11 protein-coding genes, 1 rRNA gene and 2 pseudogenes are annotated in these 20,914 nt (G+C 59.7%); 5 read left to right on the top strand and 9 right to left on the bottom strand.

Annotated elements, in window-relative coordinates; genetic code table 11:
• Positions 1 to 145 precede the first annotated feature (145 nt).
• The 3 genes and pseudogenes from rrf (at position 146) to BK658_RS30845 (ending at position 2,521) form a co-directional block, all read left to right on the top strand.
• Positions 146 to 261, top strand: a 5S ribosomal RNA gene (gene rrf / locus BK658_RS23825).
• Positions 262 to 640: 379 nt separating this feature from the next.
• A pseudogene (locus BK658_RS30850) lies at positions 641 to 1,666 on the top strand (cache domain-containing protein); the annotation flags it as partial.
• Between the two features lie 69 nt (positions 1,667 to 1,735).
• Positions 1,736 to 2,521, top strand: a complete 786-nt coding sequence (locus BK658_RS30845; protein ID WP_404943196.1) for a methyl-accepting chemotaxis protein — start codon at positions 1,736 to 1,738, stop codon at positions 2,519 to 2,521.
• A gap of 72 nt (positions 2,522 to 2,593) precedes the next feature.
• Here the strand turns inward: BK658_RS30845 and BK658_RS23815 are convergent, their stop codons facing one another.
• From BK658_RS23815 to BK658_RS29865, 7 genes are all read right to left on the bottom strand, one after another.
• The gene (locus BK658_RS23815; protein ID WP_054594981.1) at positions 2,594 to 3,061 is read right to left on the bottom strand and encodes an SRPBCC family protein; all 468 of its coding nucleotides are present in this window, start codon (positions 3,059 to 3,061) and stop codon (positions 2,594 to 2,596) included.
• 29 nt (positions 3,062 to 3,090) lie between these two features.
• The gene (locus tag BK658_RS23810; protein ID WP_123584444.1) at positions 3,091 to 6,552 is read right to left on the bottom strand and encodes an amino acid adenylation domain-containing protein; all 3,462 of its coding nucleotides are present in this window, start codon (positions 6,550 to 6,552) and stop codon (positions 3,091 to 3,093) included.
• Positions 6,553 to 6,566: 14 nt separating this feature from the next.
• Positions 6,567 to 7,496, bottom strand: a complete 930-nt coding sequence (locus BK658_RS23805; protein ID WP_123584443.1) for a diiron oxygenase — start codon at positions 7,494 to 7,496, stop codon at positions 6,567 to 6,569.
• Positions 7,493 to 8,269, bottom strand: a complete 777-nt coding sequence (locus BK658_RS23800; RefSeq protein ID WP_123584442.1) for a DUF3050 domain-containing protein — start codon at positions 8,267 to 8,269, stop codon at positions 7,493 to 7,495. Before BK658_RS23800 ends, BK658_RS23805 begins: the two co-directional genes overlap by 4 nt.
• A gap of 735 nt (positions 8,270 to 9,004) precedes the next feature.
• Positions 9,005 to 9,754 (bottom strand): thioesterase II family protein, encoded by a 750-nt coding sequence (locus BK658_RS23795; protein ID WP_123584441.1) that lies wholly within the window; start codon positions 9,752 to 9,754, stop codon positions 9,005 to 9,007.
• A 17-nt stretch (positions 9,755 to 9,771) separates the two neighbouring features.
• The gene (locus tag BK658_RS23790; protein ID WP_123584440.1) at positions 9,772 to 10,482 is read right to left on the bottom strand and encodes a GntR family transcriptional regulator; all 711 of its coding nucleotides are present in this window, start codon (positions 10,480 to 10,482) and stop codon (positions 9,772 to 9,774) included.
• Between the two features lie 46 nt (positions 10,483 to 10,528).
• Entirely contained in the window at positions 10,529 to 10,723 is a 195-nt protein-coding gene (locus tag BK658_RS29865) for a hypothetical protein (protein WP_148049742.1), read from the bottom strand.
• A gap of 31 nt (positions 10,724 to 10,754) precedes the next feature.
• On the opposite strand from BK658_RS29865, the gene lapG reads away from it, so the two are divergent.
• Positions 10,755 to 11,447 carry a cysteine protease LapG gene (gene lapG, locus BK658_RS23785; protein ID WP_123584439.1) on the top strand — a complete coding sequence of 231 codons (693 nt, stop codon included), beginning with the start codon at positions 10,755 to 10,757 and terminating at the stop codon, positions 11,445 to 11,447.
• A 14-nt stretch (positions 11,448 to 11,461) separates the two neighbouring features.
• Entirely contained in the window at positions 11,462 to 13,408 is a 1,947-nt protein-coding gene (gene lapD / locus BK658_RS23780; protein ID WP_123584438.1) for a cyclic di-GMP receptor LapD, read from the top strand.
• Positions 13,409 to 13,514: 106 nt separating this feature from the next.
• On the opposite strand, the gene BK658_RS23775 is transcribed toward lapD, so the two are convergent.
• Together BK658_RS23775 and BK658_RS23770 are read right to left on the bottom strand one after the other, a co-directional pair.
• A complete protein-coding gene (locus BK658_RS23775; protein ID WP_123584437.1) occupies positions 13,515 to 13,853 on the bottom strand; it encodes a tryptophan synthase subunit beta in 339 nt (112 codons plus the stop codon).
• A gap of 149 nt (positions 13,854 to 14,002) precedes the next feature.
• Positions 14,003 to 20,914, bottom strand: a pseudogene (locus BK658_RS23770) (LapA family giant adhesin); the annotation flags it as partial.

Raw genomic sequence — 20,914 nt, 5'->3', positions numbered from 1 at the left:
GTGGGGTTTCCCCATGTGAGAGTAGGTCATCGTCAAGATTGAATTCCGAAACCTCTATCTGCATCTGCAGGTAGGGGTTTTGTTTTAAGTAGAAGTCACCAATTTTGCTGGCACGTATGCTTCATACGGGCTAGTCACAGAATTTCTTGACGACCATAGAGCATTGGAACCACCTGATCCCATCCCGAACTCAGCAGTGAAACGATGCATCGCCGATGGTAGTGTGGGGTTTCCCCATGTGAGAGTAGGTCATCGTCAAGATTGAATTCCGAAACCCCTGTCTGCTTACGCAGACAGGGGTTTTGTCATTTCAGAGGCCGCTAAAAGCTTCAAGCTCCACGCGAAGACCTTGCCTACGCGCCTCGCCCTCCTTGCACGGTGATTGTCGCAGAGCGACTACGCCGCTTGATCAAGCGTCATCAAAAAAGCGTAGGTTGAAAGCTCTAGCACGCCATTTAGCGGGTTCATGCAGGGAAAGCTGTGCGTTTTGCATAAAAGCCTAAGTTTTCTCGGATCTGTGCCGAAAGACTGGTGAGACATGCGTGCACCAAAGTAGAGCTGCCTTAGAACGGTCTACGGCGTCACATGGAATGTTGCACCCGGAACGCATCCCCACTCCTTGCATAAGAAGTCCCATGAAATGAATCTCAAGTTCAGCCATAAAATCCTTTTGGCCGCTTCAGGCGTAGTGGTTCTGGCTTTTGCGTTGTTCACTTTGTACAACGACTACCTGCAGCGCAATACCATTCAGCAAAACCTCGACTCCTCCGTCCAGCAAGCCGGCGATCTGACGGCCAGCAGCGTCCAGAACTGGCTGAGTGGGCGAATCCTGGTACTGGAAAACCTCGCCCAGAACGTCGCGCACCAAGGTGCCAACGCAGACTTTGCCGGGTTGGTCGACCAGCCGGCCTTCACCTCGAACTTTCAGTTCACCTACGTCGGTCAGTCCAATGGCGTGTTCACCCAACGTCCTGACGCCAAAATGCCCGATGGCTACGATCCACGTCAGCGCCCTTGGTACAAGCAGGCCGTAGCTGCCGACAAAACCATGCTCACGCCACCCTACATGGCTGCTGTTGGTGGGCTGGTGGTTACGATCGCCATGCCGGTGAAGAAGAACGGTGAACTGCTTGGCGTCGTCGGCGGTGATCTGAGTCTGGAAACCCTGGTGAAGATCATCAACTCGGTGGACTTTGGCGGTATCGGTCATGCGTTCCTGGTCAGTGCTGATGGCCAGGTGATCGTCAGCCCGGACAAAGACCAGGTGATGAAGAACCTCAAGGACATCTACCCGGGCTCGAACGTACGTATCGAGAAGGGCAATCAGGAAGTGCTCCTGAACAAACAGGCGCGCATTCTGTCCTTTACCCCGGTTACTGGCTTGCCGAATGCTGAGTGGTACATCGGCCTGACGATCGATAGGGATAAGGCTTATGCGCCACTGAGCAAATTCCGCACGTCGGCACTGATTGCGATGTTCATCGCGGTGACCGCAATTGCCGTGCTTCTTAGCCTGTTGATTCAAGTGCTGATGCGTCCACTGACCACCATGGGCCGTGCGATGCAGGACATCGCTCAAGGCGAAGGCGATTTGACTCGCCGTCTGTCGGTGGAAAGCAAAGACGAGTTTGGTGAATTGGGCGGTGCCTTCAACCAGTTCGTGGAGCGGATTCACGCATCGATTTCCGAAGTGTCGTCGGCCACGCGCCAGGTACATGACCTGTCGCAACGGGTCATGGCGTCGTCGAATGCTTCGATCATCGGCTCCGATGAGCAAAGTGCACGGACCAATAGCGTGGCGGCAGCGATCAACCAACTGGGGGCAGCCACTCAGGAGATCGCCCGTAACGCGGCGGACGCTTCGCAACACGCCAGCGGTGCCAGTGAGCAGGCTGACGACGGTCGTCAGGTGGTGGAACAAACCATTCTGGCGATGACCGAGTTGTCGCAAAAGATCAGCCTGTCGTGCACCCAGATTGAAACCCTGAACGCCAGCACCGACAACATCGGGCACATCCTCGATGTGATTAAAGGCATCTCGCAGCAGACCAACTTGCTGGCCCTCAACGCGGCCATCGAAGCGGCGCGGGCGGGTGAAGCCGGACGTGGTTTCGCGGTAGTGGCGGACGAAGTGCGCAACCTGGCCCACCGTACTCAGGAGTCGGCAGAGGAGATTCACAAGATGATCACCTCGTTGCAGGTCGGCTCGCGTGAAGCGGTATCGACCATGAATGCCAGCCAGGTATCCAGTCAGGAAAGCGTCGAAGTAGCGAATCAGGCAGGTGCGCGGTTGATCAGCGTGACCCAGCGGATCACCGAAATCGACGGCATGAATCAGTCGGTTGCGGCCGCAACGGAAGAGCAGACGGCAGTGGTGGAAACCCTGAACGGTGACATCAATCAGATCAACCTGCTGAACCAGCAGGGCGTGGCCAACCTCAACGGAACATTGAAGGATTGCGATGCCTTGTCGCAGCAGGCCAACCGCCTGAAGCAACTGGTGGATAGCTTCAAGATTTAAACCGTTGCATGGATGCAAAAAAACGCGATGAAGTCGGTCTGACTCATCGCGTTTTTTTATGGCGAAAATCCCCTACGCAAACAGATTGCGCGCATTGCTCATCGAGTCATCGGCAAACCCCTGCACGAAGTCCTTGAACCCCGGCATCGCTTCCGCACCGCCTTGGGCGGGTTCGGCGATGATGGTCCAGGTTGCGCGCGACTTGCCGGCGCTCAGGGGCTCGACGCTCATGGCGGCCCACAACTGACCCACGCCCAAGGTGTTGTAAACGGTAGTCCAGGTCATGCTCAGCGCCTGGTCGTCGCGGGAGTTGAGTTGCTCGACGACCAGATTCCCGTCCTTGAAGAACTTCTTGCGCAGCGACGACACGCCCTCGCCGGTCATCTCGATGTGCGACAGCGCCGGGATGAACTTGTCGAAGCCGGCGAAGTTGCCGACCACTTCCCAGACCCGCGACGCCTCGGCGGGTATTTCCACCGACGACACAACGTGGCAGCCGTGCGGGTTTTTGATCAGGGTATCGGGTTGCAGAGTGCTCATGGTCTTGCTCCATTTCTATGGGTGGTGAATCAGATGAAGTTGATTTCTTTCAGGTAGTCGCAGCCGCGACGCAGCAGCGCCGGAGACTTTTGCGGGTAGTGCGTGCCCATTTGCTGCACACCGGCCTGGGCATTGGCGTGGCCGATCATCGAGATGTCGCCGATGTCCTCCTCGAAGCCGTTGAGGTAGAAACCCAGCACGCCAAACAGCGCGTTATCGCTGTCGACCCGACCCAGTTGCTGTTGCCAGTCGGCGACGCTGACCATTTGAAACTCGCGGCCGGCCTCGCGGAACGAAGCGACATAGGCGTCCCAGCTCAGCGGTTCGGGGTTGTGCAGGTTGAACACCGCCTGTTCGGGCTGATAACGGCTGGCGTGAAAGGCGATGAAGCGAGCGAGGAAGTCCACCGGCATCAAGTCGAAGTTCAGCGCGAACTCCGGCACCTGGCCGAGCTGGATCGAGCCTTTGAGCATCAGCATCAGACGGTTCTTGTGCGGCTGGCAGACGCCGGTGAGGCTGTTGAAACTGATGTTGCCTGGCCGGTAGAGGTTGACCCGCACCCCACGCTCGCGAGCGCGTTCGAGGATCCGTTCGCCGACCCATTTGGACAGGTTGTAGCCGTTCTTGATGTAGATCGGCGGGGTCTGCGCTGCGGGTTGTTCGAGCACTCGCCCCTCGGCGTCGATGGTGCTGGAGGCCGACAGCGTGGAGACGAAATTGAAGATCTTCTTGCTGCGCCCTTCGCAGAGCCGCAGGCACTCGAAAATCGGCTCGACGTTATCCCGGGCCAACGACTCGTAATCGAGCACGTGGTTGACGTTGGCGGCGTTGTGCACCAACGCGCCGAACTCCCGATCCAGTCGCTCATACACCTCTGGCGTCAGGCCCAGTGCCGGTTGCGTGATGTCCGCTGCGTAGACCTGCACCCGAGTCAGGTCCAGGTGCTCCAGGCGGTTCTCACGCAGCGATTCGGCAAAGCGCTGCGCGGCGCTTTGCCCGGCACCGTCACGCACCAGGCACGCGACTTCGCTGGCACCCCAGGCCAGCAGCGCCTCGACGATATGCACACCGACAAAGCTGTTGGCACCGGTGACGATGACCTTGCGCACATCGCCCATCCGGCTGACCGGCAAGGGCTGAATATCGAGCTCGCGGAAGGCATCGGCCAGGGCTTTTTCGCTGAGCACTTCTTCGCCGGCAGAACCTCTGACCAACGTGGCCAGCCTGGCGATGGTCGGGACTTCGATGAAGCGGTTGATCGAGATACTGCGTCCGAACTGCTCGCGCAATTGCAGCAACATGCGCGACAACAGGATCGAGTGCCCGCCCAGATTGAAGAAGCTTTCGTCGGTGGAAATGTCGCCTGCCGGCAACTCCAGCAGATCGGCCCAGAGCTCCAGCAGTTGTGCCTCGTCGGCGGATTCCGGTAACCGGCGCTGAAGGTTTTCGAGGACACTGACCGGCATCGCCAGCAGCGCCCGGCGATCGACTTTACCGTTGCTGGCGAAAGGCATGTTCGTCAATTCAGTCCAGGCGATGGGCTGCATGTAGTCCGGCAAGAACTGCACGGCGTGAACTTTCAGCGCTTCGCGTGCAGCGCCTGGCTGGTCTTCCTGGGGTTGTGCGAGGAACGCCAGAATCCGTCGATGACTGTCGATCACTACGGCCACCTGGCGGAACAACTGGCTGTCGCGCAGGCAGCGCTCGATCTCCTCCGGCTCGACCCGGTAGCCGCGGATCTTCACCTGATTGTCTCGTCGTCCACAGAGCTCGATGCCGTCGGCGGTCCACTTCGCCATATCGCCGGTGCGATAGGCACGCAAGCTGTGGCCGCCCGGCAAGGGCAATTGCAGGTAGCGCTCGGCGGTCTGCTGCGGGTTGTTCAAATAGCCCAGGCACACCCCCGGACCGACGATGTACAGCTCACCGACGGTCTGCTCGACCACGGGCTGAAAGTCTTCGTCGAGGATCAGCACCTGACTGTTGGCAATCGGCGCTCCGAGGCTGCGGTTGCTGTCACCGATTTGCAGTTGCCGGGCGGTAATCAGCACCGTGGCTTCGGTCGGGCCATACAGGTTGTAGAGCTTGCCTTGCTGGGTTAGCTGCCTGATCACATGAGGTTCGCAGACGTCGCCACCGGTCATCACATGCGCAAGGTCGCGCAACTGATCCAGCGGCAGAATGCTCAGCAGCGCTGGTGGAAGAAACGCGTGGCTGAGCTGATGATGACGGATCAACTCGACCAGTTGCAGCGGGTCACGACGCTGGTCGTCGTTCGGTACGATCAGCTCGGCGCCCTGGATCAGCGCCGGGAAAATATCGATCAACGAGGAGTCGAAACTCAGCGATGAAAACTGCAATATCCGACTCTGTTCCGTCAGCCCGACGTAATCGGCGTACCACGCGGTGAAGTGCCCGAGATTGTTCTGACTGAGCAACACACCTTTGGGATGACCGGTGGTGCCTGACGTGTAGAGCGCCATGCAGGGCGCCTGGCTGCCGGGGCGCTGGCGCATCAGCGGCAAGCCGGGATTCGCCTCGCGGGCGTCGATGCCACTGATGTCGAGCCCCGGCATCTCATTGCTCAGCGGGTGCTGGCCATCGTGCAACAACAGCACGGCGCCAGCGTTCTCCAGGATGTACTGCTGACGTTGCAGCGGATGGCTGGGTTCGAGTGGCAGGTACACCGCGCCACTGCCGAGGATCGCCAGAATGCCGGCGAACAATGCACTGGATTTTGGCAGGCAAATGCCCACGACCACCGGTCCCTCAACCGCTCGGTACTGCTCGATCAATGGCAGCAGCCGTTGCTGAATTGCCAGGCTTTGGGCGTGCAAGTCGCCATAGCTGAGCACCTCGCCGGCAATGTGCAGCGCCGGGCGTTTGCGGAAGGTTTTGAAGCTCTGTTCGAGCCGCTCGATCATCGGGATTTGCCCGAGTTGCAGCAGCTGCGGTTGCGCGTTGAGGTTGAGCCGGTGGGCATAGGCCAGACTCTCCAGCGTCAACACGCTTTCTTCACGCTGATGACGACCGGGCGTGGCCGTTGCTGCTTGCGTGAAGTACTCGGCATCGCGGGAAAAACGGCTGACCTCAAGCGCCACGCGGTCAACCATTTCAGCGATGACCTTCAGGCGCAGTGCCTGGCCATTACCAGAGGCTTCGTCGGCGACGGGGACGCGAGCGATCAGTCGCCGGTCGCCGCTCGATATGCAGCGGCACAGCACATCGATAGGCGGCAGACCGTTGGCGTCTTCAGGTCCCAGGCCCAGGCGCACGCTCAGTTGTGCACACTCGCCCAGGTCGAGCAGACTCTGTGCCGGGATGGCCAGGCTGCCGTCTTCGATCAGCAGCTCGGCGTTACCGACCGTTTGTTCGTTCAGGGCGTGGCTGTCGCTCAATCGCGTCAGCGCATGACCGTGTTGTTCCAGTTCCAGCGCCAGCTCATTCAAGGCCTGGCTTTGACCGATGAGCAGAATGTCGAGACGTCTCATGATGTTCTCCTCGGCTAGATCAGGTAGTCGCTCAGGGCGTCTTGCACGCACGGTGAATCGAGCAGCGAACTGCTGCGGAAAAACCGCACGATGTTGGCGACCAGCGGGTGATGGCGATTGATCGGGAAGGCCAGGCCTGCCACTTCGCTCTTGAGTGCGGTCTTGGCGGCATCGCTGATGTGCAGGTGTTCGATCAAGCGGAAATCGAACGATTTCTGAATGTCGTTAGTCAGGTAGTGAGCGATGAATACCGGCAGAATCTTCGCAATCAGTTGGCGGTCCTCTTCGTTCGCCGAATGCCAATAGATCCGCACCAGCCGTGACCAGAACCCCGAGTGGCGGCCTTCGTCGAGCAAGTGGTCAGCCATCAGGCCCTTGATCGATTGCTTGACCGTGTCGTCCTTGGCGAATGCCGCGACGTCGTTGGTCACGGTGCTTTCCGCGATGGCCACGCAGATTAGCTCCACGGCGCTGCGCAGATGTTCCGGTGCCAGCGCCAACGCTGCAGGAATTGCCCGGCTCAGCTCGATTTCACGCGGCAGTTCGATCGGCGTGATGCCGGTCATGGCCACGGTCTGCTGCATGAAGTCCATCGCCACTAGCGCGTGGTAATCCTCATCCACCACCACGGTCATGGCGTCATAGCGACAGGCGAACGGGAAGGGCACGGCGAAGCGATTCTTGGCGATGCTGCGGGCAGTCTTGTCGACGATCTCGGTTTCGAAAATCACCACGTCGTTGATGAACTTGTAGAGCGTCTGCACCAATGCGAAGTCGCGCTGTTCCGGGCATTCGCGGACAAAGGTTTCGCTCAGTACCAGCGGTTGCCGGCTTAAGGGATAGATCAGTTTGTCGTCGTTTTCGACCATGCGCCGCGGACGTGTACGGATAGTCGCGCGGTTTTCCCAGGCGTCGGCGAAGGATTGGTAGTCGGCGGCGTTCATGCGCTCACCTCGGCGACTGATTCACACATGCTCAGACGCAAGCCGTCCCACAGTGCGATACGGCTTTCCACGGCGGCGATGGCCGCCGCATAGACGTCTTCTTGTCGTTGCGGATCGCCATCGATCAAGCGTGCCAGGAGTGTTTCGGCGGCGGGGCCGTGGTCTTCGGAGTCGACTTCGATGTGCCGCTGCAGGTAGTAACGAAAGGTCGGCGCCTGTTCGATGCCTATGCCCCAATCGTCGAGAATGCGTTGGAACATCTGCGGAATGACGCTTTCACGGCCATGCAAAAACGCCGCGGCAACGCTGTGCCCCGGCGCATACAGCGCGGTGTGCAAGGTGTGCCGGACGAAGTTTGATGCGGCCGGGTCGACGTCCACGCTTTGCAGGGCGACGTCGTAGCTCACGCCTTCCTTTTGCAGGGCGACGAAGCGCTCGACGGCCGCCGTGCTGGCGCCGATTTCGCGCATCGCGTCCAGGTACAGCTCGAAATGGCTGTAGTGACCGTGATCGAGCCGGTCATCGGACTCTTCGCCAAGGACGATTTCGTTGATCAGGCGCGCCGCTTGAGGGTCTTGGGGCGGTAGCCAGGGCAGCTGCACACACGTGAGTTCCTGTTGCAGGCGTTTGGTCAGTGACATGAAGTCCCATACAGCAAATACATGGGTTTCCATAAAGCGTTGAAGTATCGACAGTGAATGAATCTCGGCAAAGATAGGGTGAGCGCTCAGTGCTGCTTTTTTTTGGTCGAGAAGTGCTTTGTTGGGTTTCATGAGAGGCCTATAAGTTGTGAGTTAAGTTGTTCGATTGGCAGAGGTTTATTAGGCGAGTTCAAACACGGTGCGGCCTGGTCTTTTTAATAGGCGAACAAGTACCTCAAACAAATGTTGATGCAGTGCATGGCGTTGGCGGCCTTGTCAGGCAAGGTGTTGCGTTTGTTGATGGTGCGTGGCGGTCAACTCCGCGGGTGAGTGTTACAGCCTCTGGGTATTGACCGTGCCGACAAGTACGCTGGAACTTGAAGTTGTCGGCGGAGAAAAATTAATACATGAAACAAGTAGCGGGCAAGTGTTTTTTATATTATTTGTCAAATGTATTTTTTCGGGCGTGACAAGTTTCGATAAAACTTTTCGGTTAAGTTTTATTGGGGTGAAGTTGTTCCTTCCGGCTTATATAAGTCAGAATTTAAATGAGTGAATGCCTCACTCGGAGCAACTTTGTGGCTGGAAAGTTAATGGTTTTTGATGTGGTGGGCAGGAGGCGGGCACGGCCCCATCTCTTCCCGTCCTTTGGCAAGCCTCCTTTTGTTCGTCCATCACGCGAGGGCTGTGCAGGCAGATTTACACGCCGCTCGTCCTTTTTTAGTCGGCAAACCAAGAGTGAGCCCAAAAAGCCAGCACTGCTATCACTGGCTCAGGGGGAGCAGGGGGTTTTCAAGGAGGGAAGAATGGATAGGTGTCGTCAGCGCTTCTCGAGAGCCTGTGCCGCATCGCACAGAGGTCAGGCGCTTACTCGCTGAGCAGGCCCAGATGGGTGTTGATGATCTGCAGCAGACGATGACGCTGAGTGGTGGTGAAAAAATGATTACCGGTCATTTCTATCAGTTCGAATTCACGGCGAGTGAACTCGCGCCAATTGACCATGCTTTCGAGGGGGGCCAGCGGATCGTCGCTGCCGTAGAAAGCAGTCATCGGGATGTGCAGGCTGCGACTGGAAGGGTCGGCCCAGGACTCGAGCAGTTTCAAGTCACTGTGTATCAGTGCTTCGAAGGCGGCGAGTTGATCGCTGGCTGTTGCATCGAGAAGTGCGCCCGGGCTGGAGGGTGCATAACTGTGCCGGATGTTCGGCAGGCTGTGCAGTGGCGCAGAGGCGGGGCGGGTATCCGGGCTGCGGCAACCGGAAATGAACAAGTGCCGGGTTTGCCCCGGGCAGTGGGTTTCGCTCAACTTGGCCAGCTCGTAGGCCAGAATTGCGCCCAGGCCATGGCCAAACAGCGCATGGGGTTCGGACAAGTAAGGTTGTAGCGCCGCAAAGGCGTCGACCAGCAGCGGTGGCCATTGTTCGTAGCGAGTCCGGTTCTGCGGATTGTCATGGCCGGGAAGCCTGAACGCGAGTAGTTCAATGTGCTCGCTCAGTGCTTGAGTCCAACTGCGGAACTGCTCGGGGTCGGCCCCAGCTTCGCCGAAGCAGATCAGCCTGACGTCCGTCGTCTGGCTGGCGCTGATCACAGTCAGCCATGGAGTGTTCCGGGTGTGCACGGCTTTCCTTGTGCGATTCACGTCGATGATTTCTTGCCCTGAGGTTCAAGGCTGTTCAGGTAACGCGTGATGACCTCGACACCCCGGTTCAGGTGGTTCTGAAGCTTTGTCACGGTTAGCGCAATGTCTCGGGCTTGTGCAGCGCGCAGCAGGTCACGGTGATCTTCCTGGGACAGCTTGCCGAGCCCCATGGCTTCAAGGTTGAAGCGCAGAAAGCGTTCCTCTTCCCACAGGCCGCCTTCTACCAGGCTGAGGAGCCTGCGGTTGGGCGCCTTGCGGTACAGCGTCATGTGGAACAATCGGTTAAGCCTGCCGATCTCGGCATAATCGGTCTGTGTTTCGAGGTCGTCGATATAACGCGCGGCCTCGGCAAAATCTTCGTCGTCGAGCAACGGAATCGACAGGCGCAGGGCCTCAGACTCCAGCAGGATACGCAGGGCATAGGTTTCGGCGGCGTCACCTTCGACCAATGGCGCGACAACCGCGCCTTTGTGTGCGACAACATGCAGCAGTGATTGCGCCTCGAGCTGGCGCAAGGCTTCGCGCACCGGCATGCGACTGACGCCGAACAGGTCGGCCAGGTCTTGCTGGCGCAGCGCGGTGCCGCAAGGCAAACGGCCGTCGAGAATCGCCGAGCGCAGGGTTTCTTCGATCACCGATCGCGCAAGGTGAGCGGGGATTGGGCCGCTGACCGGGATAGTACTTAAAGGGTTGGGCTTCTGTGTCACGACAACGCACCCTGATTAATATGAAAAATATTGGATCCAATGCACACTAGTGACTGCCTGGCTGGTTGTCAAACCGGCAAAACAAATCAGTTTCCGTTAGTTTTATGCCACTGGCATTGCCACCGAACAGAGCATCACTGGCTACGTTTTTTTCAACTGCTTGCGCTTTTCTCAAGTTTAGCGTGCTCGCGGTGATTGCACCGTGCCATTGTCTTTTATCGATCAAGGCTTCACCATCCATCGATTTCCAACCGCCCTTTGGACTCACTGCATTGCAGGCACGTTTCGCTCTCCCTCGGCCCCTGCGCTGGTTGTGTTCAGCACTGCTGATAGCCGGCGTCTTGCTGGGCGGTCTGCATGCCGATTGGGATTTTTCGCTGATCAGCCGCCGGGCCGAAACATTGTACGGGCCGTTGGGTGAAGGCAAGCAACGAATCGATGCCTGGCAGCACCTGCTGGCGACACAGAGGCAAACCCCTGAGCTGGAACAGCTCAACGTCGTCAACCTGTTCTTCAACAAGCAGATGCGTTACGTGGAAGACATCGACCTGTGGCACGTCGAGGACTACTGGGCGACACCGATCGAAGCCTTGTGGAAAGGCGCTGGCGATTGTGAGGACTACGCGATCGCCAAGTATTTCAGCCTGCGCCACCTTGGGGTTTCCAGTGACAAATTGCGCATCACTTACGTCAAGGCCCTGCGCCAGAATCGCGCGCACATGGTCTTGACCTACTATTCAAGCCCGGACGCCATGCCGCTGGTGCTCGACAGCCTGATGGATGCGATCCAGCCGGCCAGCCAGCGCGCCGATTTGCTGCCGGTCTATTCCTTCAATGCCGAAGGGCTTTGGTTGCCGGGTGCCAAGGGCAACAAGAAAGTCGGTGACACCAAGCGTCTGTCCCGTTGGCAGGATGTGTTGAAGAAAATGCAGGCCGAAGGATTTCCGGTCGAGACGACTCACTAGGAGCACGCGCTTAGATGTCTTTGTTCAAACAACTGTTGATCGCTATCTGTCTGTTCCTGGTCGTCGCCTTCAGTGGCAGCTTCATGGTCGGCCTGGAGAGTTCGCGGACCCAGTACGTCAATCAGTTGCGCTCCCACGCGCAGGACGCAGCGACCGCGCTGGCGCTGTCGCTGACGCCGAACATCGACGACCCGGCGATGGTCGAGCTGATGGTCAGCTCGATCTTCGACAGCGGTTATTACGCGAGTATTCGGGTGGTCGACCTCAAAACCGACAAAGCCATCGTCGAGCGCAGTGGTATTCCGGAAGTCAGCAGCGTACCCGGCTGGTTCGTCAAATTGATCGCTCTGGAACCTGCTGGCGGTGATGCGCTGGTCAGCCGTGGCTGGGAACAGGCGGCCAGGGTCGAGGTCATCAGCCACCCGATGTTCGCCGTGGCCAAGCTCTGGCAGAGCGCTCTGGGCAGTCTGGGATGGTTGCTGATCTGCGGCGCGTTAAGTGCGGTACTGGGCGCACTGTTACTGCGTCGACAATTGAAACCGCTGGATTATATGGTCAAGCAATCCCACGCCATCGCCCGTCGCGAGTTTCTCAGCCTGCCCGAGCTGCCGCGTACCCCAGAACTGCGGCGCGTGGTGCAGGCGATGAACCAGATGGTCGAGAAGCTCAAGGCGTTGTTTCAGGAGCAGGCTGAGCGCAGTGAAAAACTGCGGGTCGAGTCCTATCAGGACAACCTGACGGGATTGGCTAACCGGCGTTATTTCGAGATGCAATTGAATGCCCGGGTGAGCAACCCGGAGCAGGCCAGTTCGGGTTATCTGTTGCTGTTGCGGGTCAAGGACCTGGCCGGTTTGAACCAGCGTCTGGGCGGTCAACGCACCGACCAGTTGCTGCGGGCGGTCGGTGAGCAATTGTCGCGTGAGTGCGCCAGATTCCCGGAAACCCAGAACCTGGTGACGCGCATTCGCGGTGGTGAATTTGCCGTGCTGGCGCCTGGTCTGGTGCGCGAAGAGGCGCTGCAACTGGCGCAGAGCCTGGACAGCGCGCTGGCCAGTCTGCACGCAACCGGGGCGACTGATGTGGCGTCGGTGGCGTCGATCGGTTTGGCGCCGTTTGCCCATGGCGACACGCCGCAGGCGGTGTTGAGCCTGGCGGATCAGGCGTTGTCACAGGCGGAAGTCGAGGGCGAGATGAACTGGGCGTGCCTGGATCACAGCGCAGCGGCCATTGTCGGCGACGATCACCATGCGTGGCATACCTTGCTCGATCGGGCACTGAGTCAGCAGCGATTCGAGTTGTACTTCCAACCGGTCGTGGCCAGTCAGGACACGCAGTTGGTGCTGCATTACAAAGTGCTCTCGCGCTTGCTCGATGAGCAGGGCCAGACCATCCCTGCCGGGCGTTTCCTGCCGTGGCTGGAGCGTTTTGGCTGGACCGCGCGGCTGGACCGTTTGATGCTGGAGCGGGTGTTGGTGCAGATGGCCGGCCATGAAGACTCGTTGGCGCTGAACCTGTCCGCTGCCACCCTGGCGGATCCGCAAGCGCTGAACAAAGTCTTCGACATCCTGCGCGAGCATTCGAGTCTGGGCCCACGCTTGACCCTGGAGATCGGTGAAGAGCAATTACCCGATCAGGCCGTGCTCGAACAACTGACCCGTCGTCTGCGTGAGCTGGGCTTTTCCCTGAGCCTGCAGCGCTTTGGCGGCCGCTTCAGCATGATCGGCAACCTGGCGCGGCTGGGGTTGGCCTATCTGAAAATCGATGGCAGTTACATCCGTGCCATTGATCAGGAAAGCGATAAGCGTCTGTTCATCGAAGCCATCCAGCGCGCCGCCCACAGTATCGATCTGCCGCTGATTGCCGAGCGAGTGGAGACCGAAGGGGAATTACGGGTGATTCGCGAGATGGGCGTGTACGGCGTGCAAGGGCAGTTGTTTGGTGAACCGAAGCCTTGGCAGTAGGGCTTTAGGGATGAGTTGCCAATGAATAAGTCATCGCGAGCAGGCTCGCGATGGCGTCGGTGTGTTCAACGCGACAGTCACGCCTGAAACACAAACGTTCAGAAACTCAGATCAACCCGCTTTCATCTTCATTAATCAGGTGACTCAAACCACCCAGCGCTTCGCGGGCCTGGGTCCGATCCATCAGTTTGGCTTGCGCGGCCGCTGGCAGGTCGGTGACGCGAATCACCCCTTTGCTGGTCAGCACCTGAATCAGGTCGTCGAGTACCCGGATCATCTCCAGGTCGCTTTGCTTGAGCTGCTTGAGGCTGGTCTCCATCACTTCGTTGGCGTACCAGGCCTGGATTTCATGGTGATCGGAGGGCAGCGTTTCCGTAGCCTCCGCGTAAGCCGTCGCTTCCACGCGCACCAACTGGCCTTGCGCATCGCGTTGCACGTAGAACATCGAAAATCCCTCATGAATGAACCCGCGTCGTGCTGTCAGCAGCATAGGCCAACGCGTACGAGTATGCGGCGCCACGACGAAATCGTCACCCGCTGGCGACTGACAGCAACCCGACGGCCGCTCATTACGAGCGGCCGTCAGGGGCTTGATCAGGTGTTGTTGTGGTCGATCTTGATGGTCGGGTCGCTACCGGCGATCAGCGAATTGATGCTCTGACCGGACCAGTTGTTGCCTTCCAGTTTGATCGTCACGTCAGCATTGGCTACGCCGCCGGCGGCGTTGAGTTTGCCTTCGGAGCTGACCTGCAACGTCGACACACCTTCAACCGTGTTGATTTTCAGGAAATTGTCGATGGTGCTGCCGCTTTCGCCCTGCAACAGATCACGCAGGTCGATCCGGTCGCCTTCGCTGGCCTTGAAGTCCTTGATCACATCGTTACCAGTGTCGCCGGCCTTCCAGACGAAGGTGTCGGCACCCGATCCGCCAATCAGGATGTCGTTGCCCTGACCGCCGATCAGCGTGTCGTTACCTGTACCACCCAGCAGGATGTCATTGCCCTTGCCGCCGTCGAGGATGTCGTTGCCTCCCTGGCCGAAGAGGATGTCGTTACCGGCACCGCCCAGCAGCGTGTCATTACCGTCATGAGAGCCGGATACATCGAACGCGGTGTAGTGCTCGGTGATGTACTGGTGCACGTTGCTGGTGGTGACTTTGCTGGTATCCACGCCAGTTTGCTGGGCCACGAAGGCCTGCATGGCCTGGTAGCCCTCACCGGCAATGCCGTTGAAGCTCACCAGGTCGCCGAACAGGATGTCATTGCCGTCGCCGCCACTGACCGTATCGGCGCCCGGCATGGTCGCTTCAGTGTGACCGATGATCGAGTTGGCCAGGTTGGCCGGATCGATGTTGGTTTGTGGTTTGCCGTCGGTGTCGAACGGTTTCAGGTCGCTGAGGCTGACATCGTTGTTCAGGCCGATGGCCTCAACCTGCGACAACTTGCCGAGCAACGCGAAGCTGTCGTTGGAGTTACTGGAAGTGCTGCCGTCGGTGTTGTAGCCGGTACCGGCCAGTTTCGACAACTCATAGGTGCCATCGCCTTGAGCATGGAGCATCCCCAGGTCTTTGCTGACCCAGCGATTGCCGCTATAGGTCTGCAGCGTCGTCGAACCATCGGTGCCGATGGAGAGGTAGTGCGTGTTGTCCAGGTACTTGGAGAACGTGTTCCCCAACGTGTAGTTGCTGGTCGTGACGACGTCGTCCAGCTTCGCACCACCGCTGTACAACGCCGGGTTGGTCTGTTCGCCGGACTGGTAGAACGTTGGCTGTCCGTCGGTAATGAAAAACGTCAGGTTGGTCGCGTTGCTGTTACCGGTGGCCATGCTGCTCTGGAAGAAGTTGGCCGTGGTCTTGAACACGTCTTCGTAGTTGGTACCGCCGCCGGAAGCCATCGAGTCCAGCACCGACTTGAGCAGGGTCAGGGCATTCGGGTCGTTCAGGTTGACCGCAACCTGTTTGTTGACCTGGGTATCGAAGTCCGCGAGGAAGACATTCACCGTGCCCGAAGTGCTGGCGCCCAGGCTGTTCTTGAGGGTGTTGAATACCGACGTCAGTGAGTCTTTGGCGGCGCTGATCGAGGTGGCGCTCATGCTGCCCGAGCTGTCGACCATGAACGCAATGTTGTAGTTGGTGCCTGGCACCACGGTCAGCCCGCCGATGTCGGCGATCATGATGTCGTTGCCGTTAGTACCGGCGAAATTGTCATCCCCTGAAGTGGCGACCGACGCGTTATACACCGCCGGGTAGACCGTGACCGGGATCTGCGCAGTGCTTGGCGCCGAGCCACCGAGGGATTCGGTGGAAGTCGACGTGACTGTCAGATTGATCGAGCCATTGAAGTACGGTGGCGGGGTGAGCGTCAGGCTGCCGAGATTCCAGCCAGTGACATTTGCTTCACCGGTGGTCGCCACGGTGAAGGTATGCCCCGCGCCATCGCTCAGCACCGAGCCGGCCGGCATACCGCCGATTTTCACGCTCAGGCTTTCGGAGCCGTCGGTGTCGGTCAGCGCGGTGGTGATTTTCGACAGGTGAACACTACCGCCTTCGGCGCCGGTGTTGAGCTTGTAGCCGTCGTAGTAGCCGTCACCGTTGCTGCCGTGCAGGTCGGAAACCGTCACGCCGGCGTTGACCAGATCGGTGACACCCGTGTAGATCGGCACGCCGGCGCTGCTCAGGTCGATGGCGGGTGCGCCGTTGACCGACAGGTTGACGTCGTAGCTGCCCGGGCCACTCTGGTTGTGGTGGTAGATATCCAGGGTGTAGTAGCCGCTGGTGGTCGGCGTGAACGAGCCGGAGATTTGGCCACCCGCGCCCCACGTGGCACCGGCCACGTTTTTACCGCCGATGGCCACCAGCAAACTGTCATCACCGGTACCGCTGAAGCTGTAGGTCTTGCCGGCTTCTAGGTAGATCAGGCCGGAAGTTTTCGACGCTGTGCCGGCCGCAACGTTGCTGTCAGTCTGCACGTTGTTCACGGTACTGCTGCTGTCTGGAGTACCGGCAGCATCGATCACGGATTTCAGGGTTTCAGCTGGCGCGCCGCTACCGCTGGTGCCAAGACCCGCCAGACCGGTCCAGACCTCCTTGATCAGGCCCGTTGAGTTCACGCTGTTGTCGGCGACGCTGAGTGTCGGCGCATCGGCGACGGGAGTGATATCGACTTTCACCGTACCGGTGCTGCCCAGCAGTTGGCCGTCGGTTGGCTGGAACTGGATTTGTGCGTAATCCGCCTGTTGGTTGCCCACGCCGGTGCCGCTGTAGCCATTGGTGCCGGATTCGTTGGCATCAGGCATGAAGCGCAACTTGCCTGCATCGATGTCGGCCTTGCTGAAAGTCTGGTTGTTGGCCACGTCTTTCCAGGTCGAACCGTCCAGGTACTGCAACTTGCCGTCGCCCGGCAGCTGGGTGATTTTCACGCCCAGGCTGGCGGCAGGACTGTCGACATCGCTCACACCGAAGTTCGACCAGCCGAGGATCAGCGGCGTGTCTTCAGTGCCGGTGACCGCACCGCCGGTGGCGACTGGCGCATCGTTGATCGCGACCACATTGACGGTGGTGGTGGCGACGTTGGAGTAATTGCTGCCGTCGGTCACCGTCACGGTGATGGTCCGCGGCGTGGTGCTCGGGTCTTCACTGTTGTTGGTGAAGGTGATGTTTTTGATCTGTTGCATGTAGTCGGCCAGCGTTGCATTGCCGGACAGCGTCAGGGTGATCGAACCATCCTTGCTGTTGGCGTTGATGCTGATGCCGTTGACACTGTTGCCCAGGTTGAGCAAGTCGCCCGGCTGACGGTTGGTCAACACGATGGTGGCACCGGTCAGCATCGTGCTGTCCGGGTCGGTGATCGTGAGGTCTGTATCGCCGATCGATACGCCAGGACCGGTAGTGCCTTCGGTGAAGGTGACGTTGTAATTGGCACCGGTCGCGCCGCTGGAGTTGTTGGCGTCCAGATCGATGACGGGAGGAGCGTCGTTGTCGATGATCGACGTGCTGACGCTGCCATTGGTGCTACTGACCACCAGATTTTCGAAGTTGCCACCGCTGGCCGAGTCGATCTTGACCACGATGTTTTCGGTGGGTTCGGTGATCTTGTCGTCGATGGTCGCGATATTGAAGCTGGCGCTGCTGGCGCCCGCCGGGATTTTCACCGTGTACACACCGGTAAAGTCCGAGCCGTCGGTGGCGGTGCCGCTGTAGACGATCTTCAGCGTCACATCGGTTTGCGCCGGATGCGTCAGGGTCACGGTGTAGCTGGCGGTCTGGCCTTCGGTGACCTGACTGCTGCCGCTGATGCTGACTTCGGTTTTATCGAGGGTGTCGGTGACGCTGGTCACGGCAGCCGTTTTATCGGTGACCAGGTTTTCGAAGTTGCCGCCGGTGGCGGTGGCGATTGTCGCCTGGACCTTGCCGGCGTCGAGGTAGACGTCGTCTTTTGGTGCATCGACCACTACGGTGCCGGTGGTTTTGCCGGCGTCAATGTTGATGACGGCGCCGTTGCTCAGGGTCACGGTCACTGGCGTACCAGCGGCGTTGGTCAGGGTGGCGGTGTAGGTGATGTGACCACCTTCAGGCACCGAGCCGGTCGCGCTCAGCGTCAGGTTGGTGGTGTCGACAGTGTCGGTCACATTGGTGCTGACCGGAGTTTTGTCGGCGACCAGGTTTTCGTAGTTGCCGCCGCTGACGTTGGTAATCGCGTTGGTCAGCGGGGTGTGGCCGACCAGCGCGTCGTTCGGTGCCGTGGTGGTCGCGGTGCCGCTGGATTGGCCGACCGGGATGGTGATGGTCTGGCCGTTGGCCAACGTCACGATCACAGCCGAACCGGTGACTGGCGCCGAGACGGTGGCGGTGTAGGTGACGGTGCCGCCTTCTGCTGCCGATTCAGTCGCGGTCAGTTTCACCGTCGAGGTGTCGATGGTGTCGGTGACGTTGGTGACCGCAGCCGTTTTATCGGTGACCAGGTTCTCGAAGTTGCCGCCGGTGGCGGTGGCGATCGTCGCCTGGACCTTGCCGGCGTCGAGGTAGACGTCGTCTTTTGGTGCATCGACCACTACGGTGCCGGTGGTTTTTCCGGCATCGATGTTGATGACGGCGCCGTTGCTCAGGGTCACGGTCACTGGCGTACCAGCGGCGTTGGTCAGGGTGGCGGTGTAGGTGATGTGACCACCTTCAGCCACCGAGCCGGTCGCGCTCAGCGTCAGGTTGGTGGTGTCGACGGTGTCGGTCACGTTGGTGCTGACCGGCGTTTTGTCGGCGACCAGGTTTTCGTAGTTACCACCGCTGACGTTGGTAATCGCGTTGGTCAGCGGGGTGTGGCCGACCAGCGCGTCGTTCGGTGCCGTGGTGGTCGCGGTGCCGCTGGACTGGCCGACCGGGATGGTGATGGTCTGGCCGTTGGCCAACGTCACGATCACTGCCGAACCGGTCACTGGCGCCGAGACGGTGGCGGTGTAGGTGACGGCGCCGCCTTCTGCTGCCGATTCAGTCGCGGTCAGTTTCACCGTCGAGGTGTCGATGGTGTCGGTGACGCTGGTGACCGCAGGTGTGCTGCTGCTGACCAGGTTCTCGAAGTTGCCGCCGGTGGCGGTGGCGATTGTCGCCTGGACCTTGCCGGCGTCGAGGTAGACGTCGTCCTTTGGTGCATCGACCACTACGGTGCCGGTGGTTTTCCCGGCGTCGATGTTGATGACGGCGCCGTTGCTCAGGGTCACGGTCACCGGCGTGCCAGCGGCGTTGGTCAGGGTGGCGGTGTAGGTGATGTGACCACCTTCAGCCACCGAGCCGGTCGCGCTCAGCGTCAGGTTGGTGGTGTCGACGGTGTCGGTCACGTTGGTGCTAACCGGCGTTTTGTCGGCGACCAGGTTTTCGTAGTTACCGCCACTGACATTGGTAATGGCGTTGGTCAGCGGGGTGTGGCCGACCAGCGCGTCGTTCGGTGCCGTGGTGGTCGCGGTGCCGCTGGACTGGCCGACCGGGATGGTGATGGTCTGGCCGTTGGCCAACGTCACGATCACTGCCGAACCGGTCACTGGCGCCGAGACGGTGGCGGTGTAGGTGACGGCGCCGCCTTCTGCTGCCGATTCAGTCGCGGTCAGTTTCACCGTCGAGGTGTTGATGGTGTCGGTGACACTGGTGACCGCAGGCATGCTGCTGGTGACCAGGTTTTCGAAGTTGCCGCCGGTCGCCGTTGCAATCGTTGCCTGGACCTTGCCGGCGTCGAGGTAGACGTCGTCTTTTGGTGCATCGACCACTACGGTGCCGGTGGTTTTGCCGGCGTCGATGTTGATGACGGCACCGTTGCTCAGGGTCACGGTCACTGGCGTGCCGGCGGCGTTGGTCAGGGTCGCGGTGTAGGTGATGTGACCACCTTCAGCCACGGAACTGGTCGCCGTCAGGGATAGGCCGGTGTTATCGATCGAATCGGTGATGGTCGTAACGGCCGGGGTGCTGCTCGGGGTCAGCTGCTCGAAGTTGCCGCCGGTGGTGCTTTCGATGGTGGTGCTGACGGTGCTGCCGTTTTTGTAGACGTCGTTGGCTGGGGTGTCGACCACCACGCTGCCGGTGGTTTTACCGGCTTCGATGTTGATCACGGCACCGTTGGACAGGGTCACGCTCATCGCGGTGCCAGCCGGATTAATCAGCGTTGCGGTGTAAGTGATCTGACCGCCTTCGGTAATGCTGTTATTGGCGGTGAGCGTCAGGCCAGTGTTGTCGATCGAATCGGTAATCGTCGTGACTGCCGGGGTGGTGCTCGGGGTCAGCTGTTCGAAGTTACCGCCAGTGGTGCTTTCGATGGTGGTGCTGACGGTGCTACCGTTCTTGTAGACGTCATTGGCCGGGGTGTCGACCACCACCGAACCGGCAGTCTTGCCGGCTTCGATGTTGATCACCGCGCCGTTCGATAGGGTGACGCTCATCGCGGTGCCGGCCGGATTGCTCAGCGTTGCGGTGTAGGTGATCTGGCCACCTTCAACCACCGAACCATTCGCCGTCAGGCTCAGCCCGGTGTTGTCGATCGAATCGGTGATCGTCGTAACCGCCGGCGTGGTGCTCGGGGTCAGCTGCTCGAAGTTGCCGCCGGTGGTGCTTTCGATGGTGGTGCTGACGGTGCTGCCGTTTTTGTAAACGTCATTCGCCGGGGTGTCGACCACCACCGAACCGCTGGTCTTGCCGGCTTCGATGTTGATCACCGCGCCGTTGGACAGGGTCACGCTCATCGCGGTGCCAGCCGGATTGGTCAGGGTCGCGGTGTAAGTAATCTGCCCGCCTTCGGTAATCGTGTTGTTGGCGGTGAGCGTCAGGCCAGTGTTGTCGATCGAATCGGTGATCGTCGTAACGGCCGGAGCTGTGCTCGGGGTCAACTGCTCGAAGTTGCCGCCGGTGGTGCTCTCGATGGTGGTGCTGACCGTGCTGCCGTTCTTGTAGACGTCATTGGCCGGGGTGTCGACCACCACGGAACCGCTGGTTTTGCCAGCCTCGATGTTGATCACCGCGCCGTTCGACAGGGT

The sequence above is a fragment of the Pseudomonas brassicacearum genome (genome assembly GCF_003732175.1).
GTDB lineage: Bacteria > Pseudomonadota > Gammaproteobacteria > Pseudomonadales > Pseudomonadaceae > Aquipseudomonas > Aquipseudomonas brassicacearum_G.
Note: the sequence above shows the minus strand (reverse complement) of the source record. Positions and strands in the feature narration are given on the sequence as shown.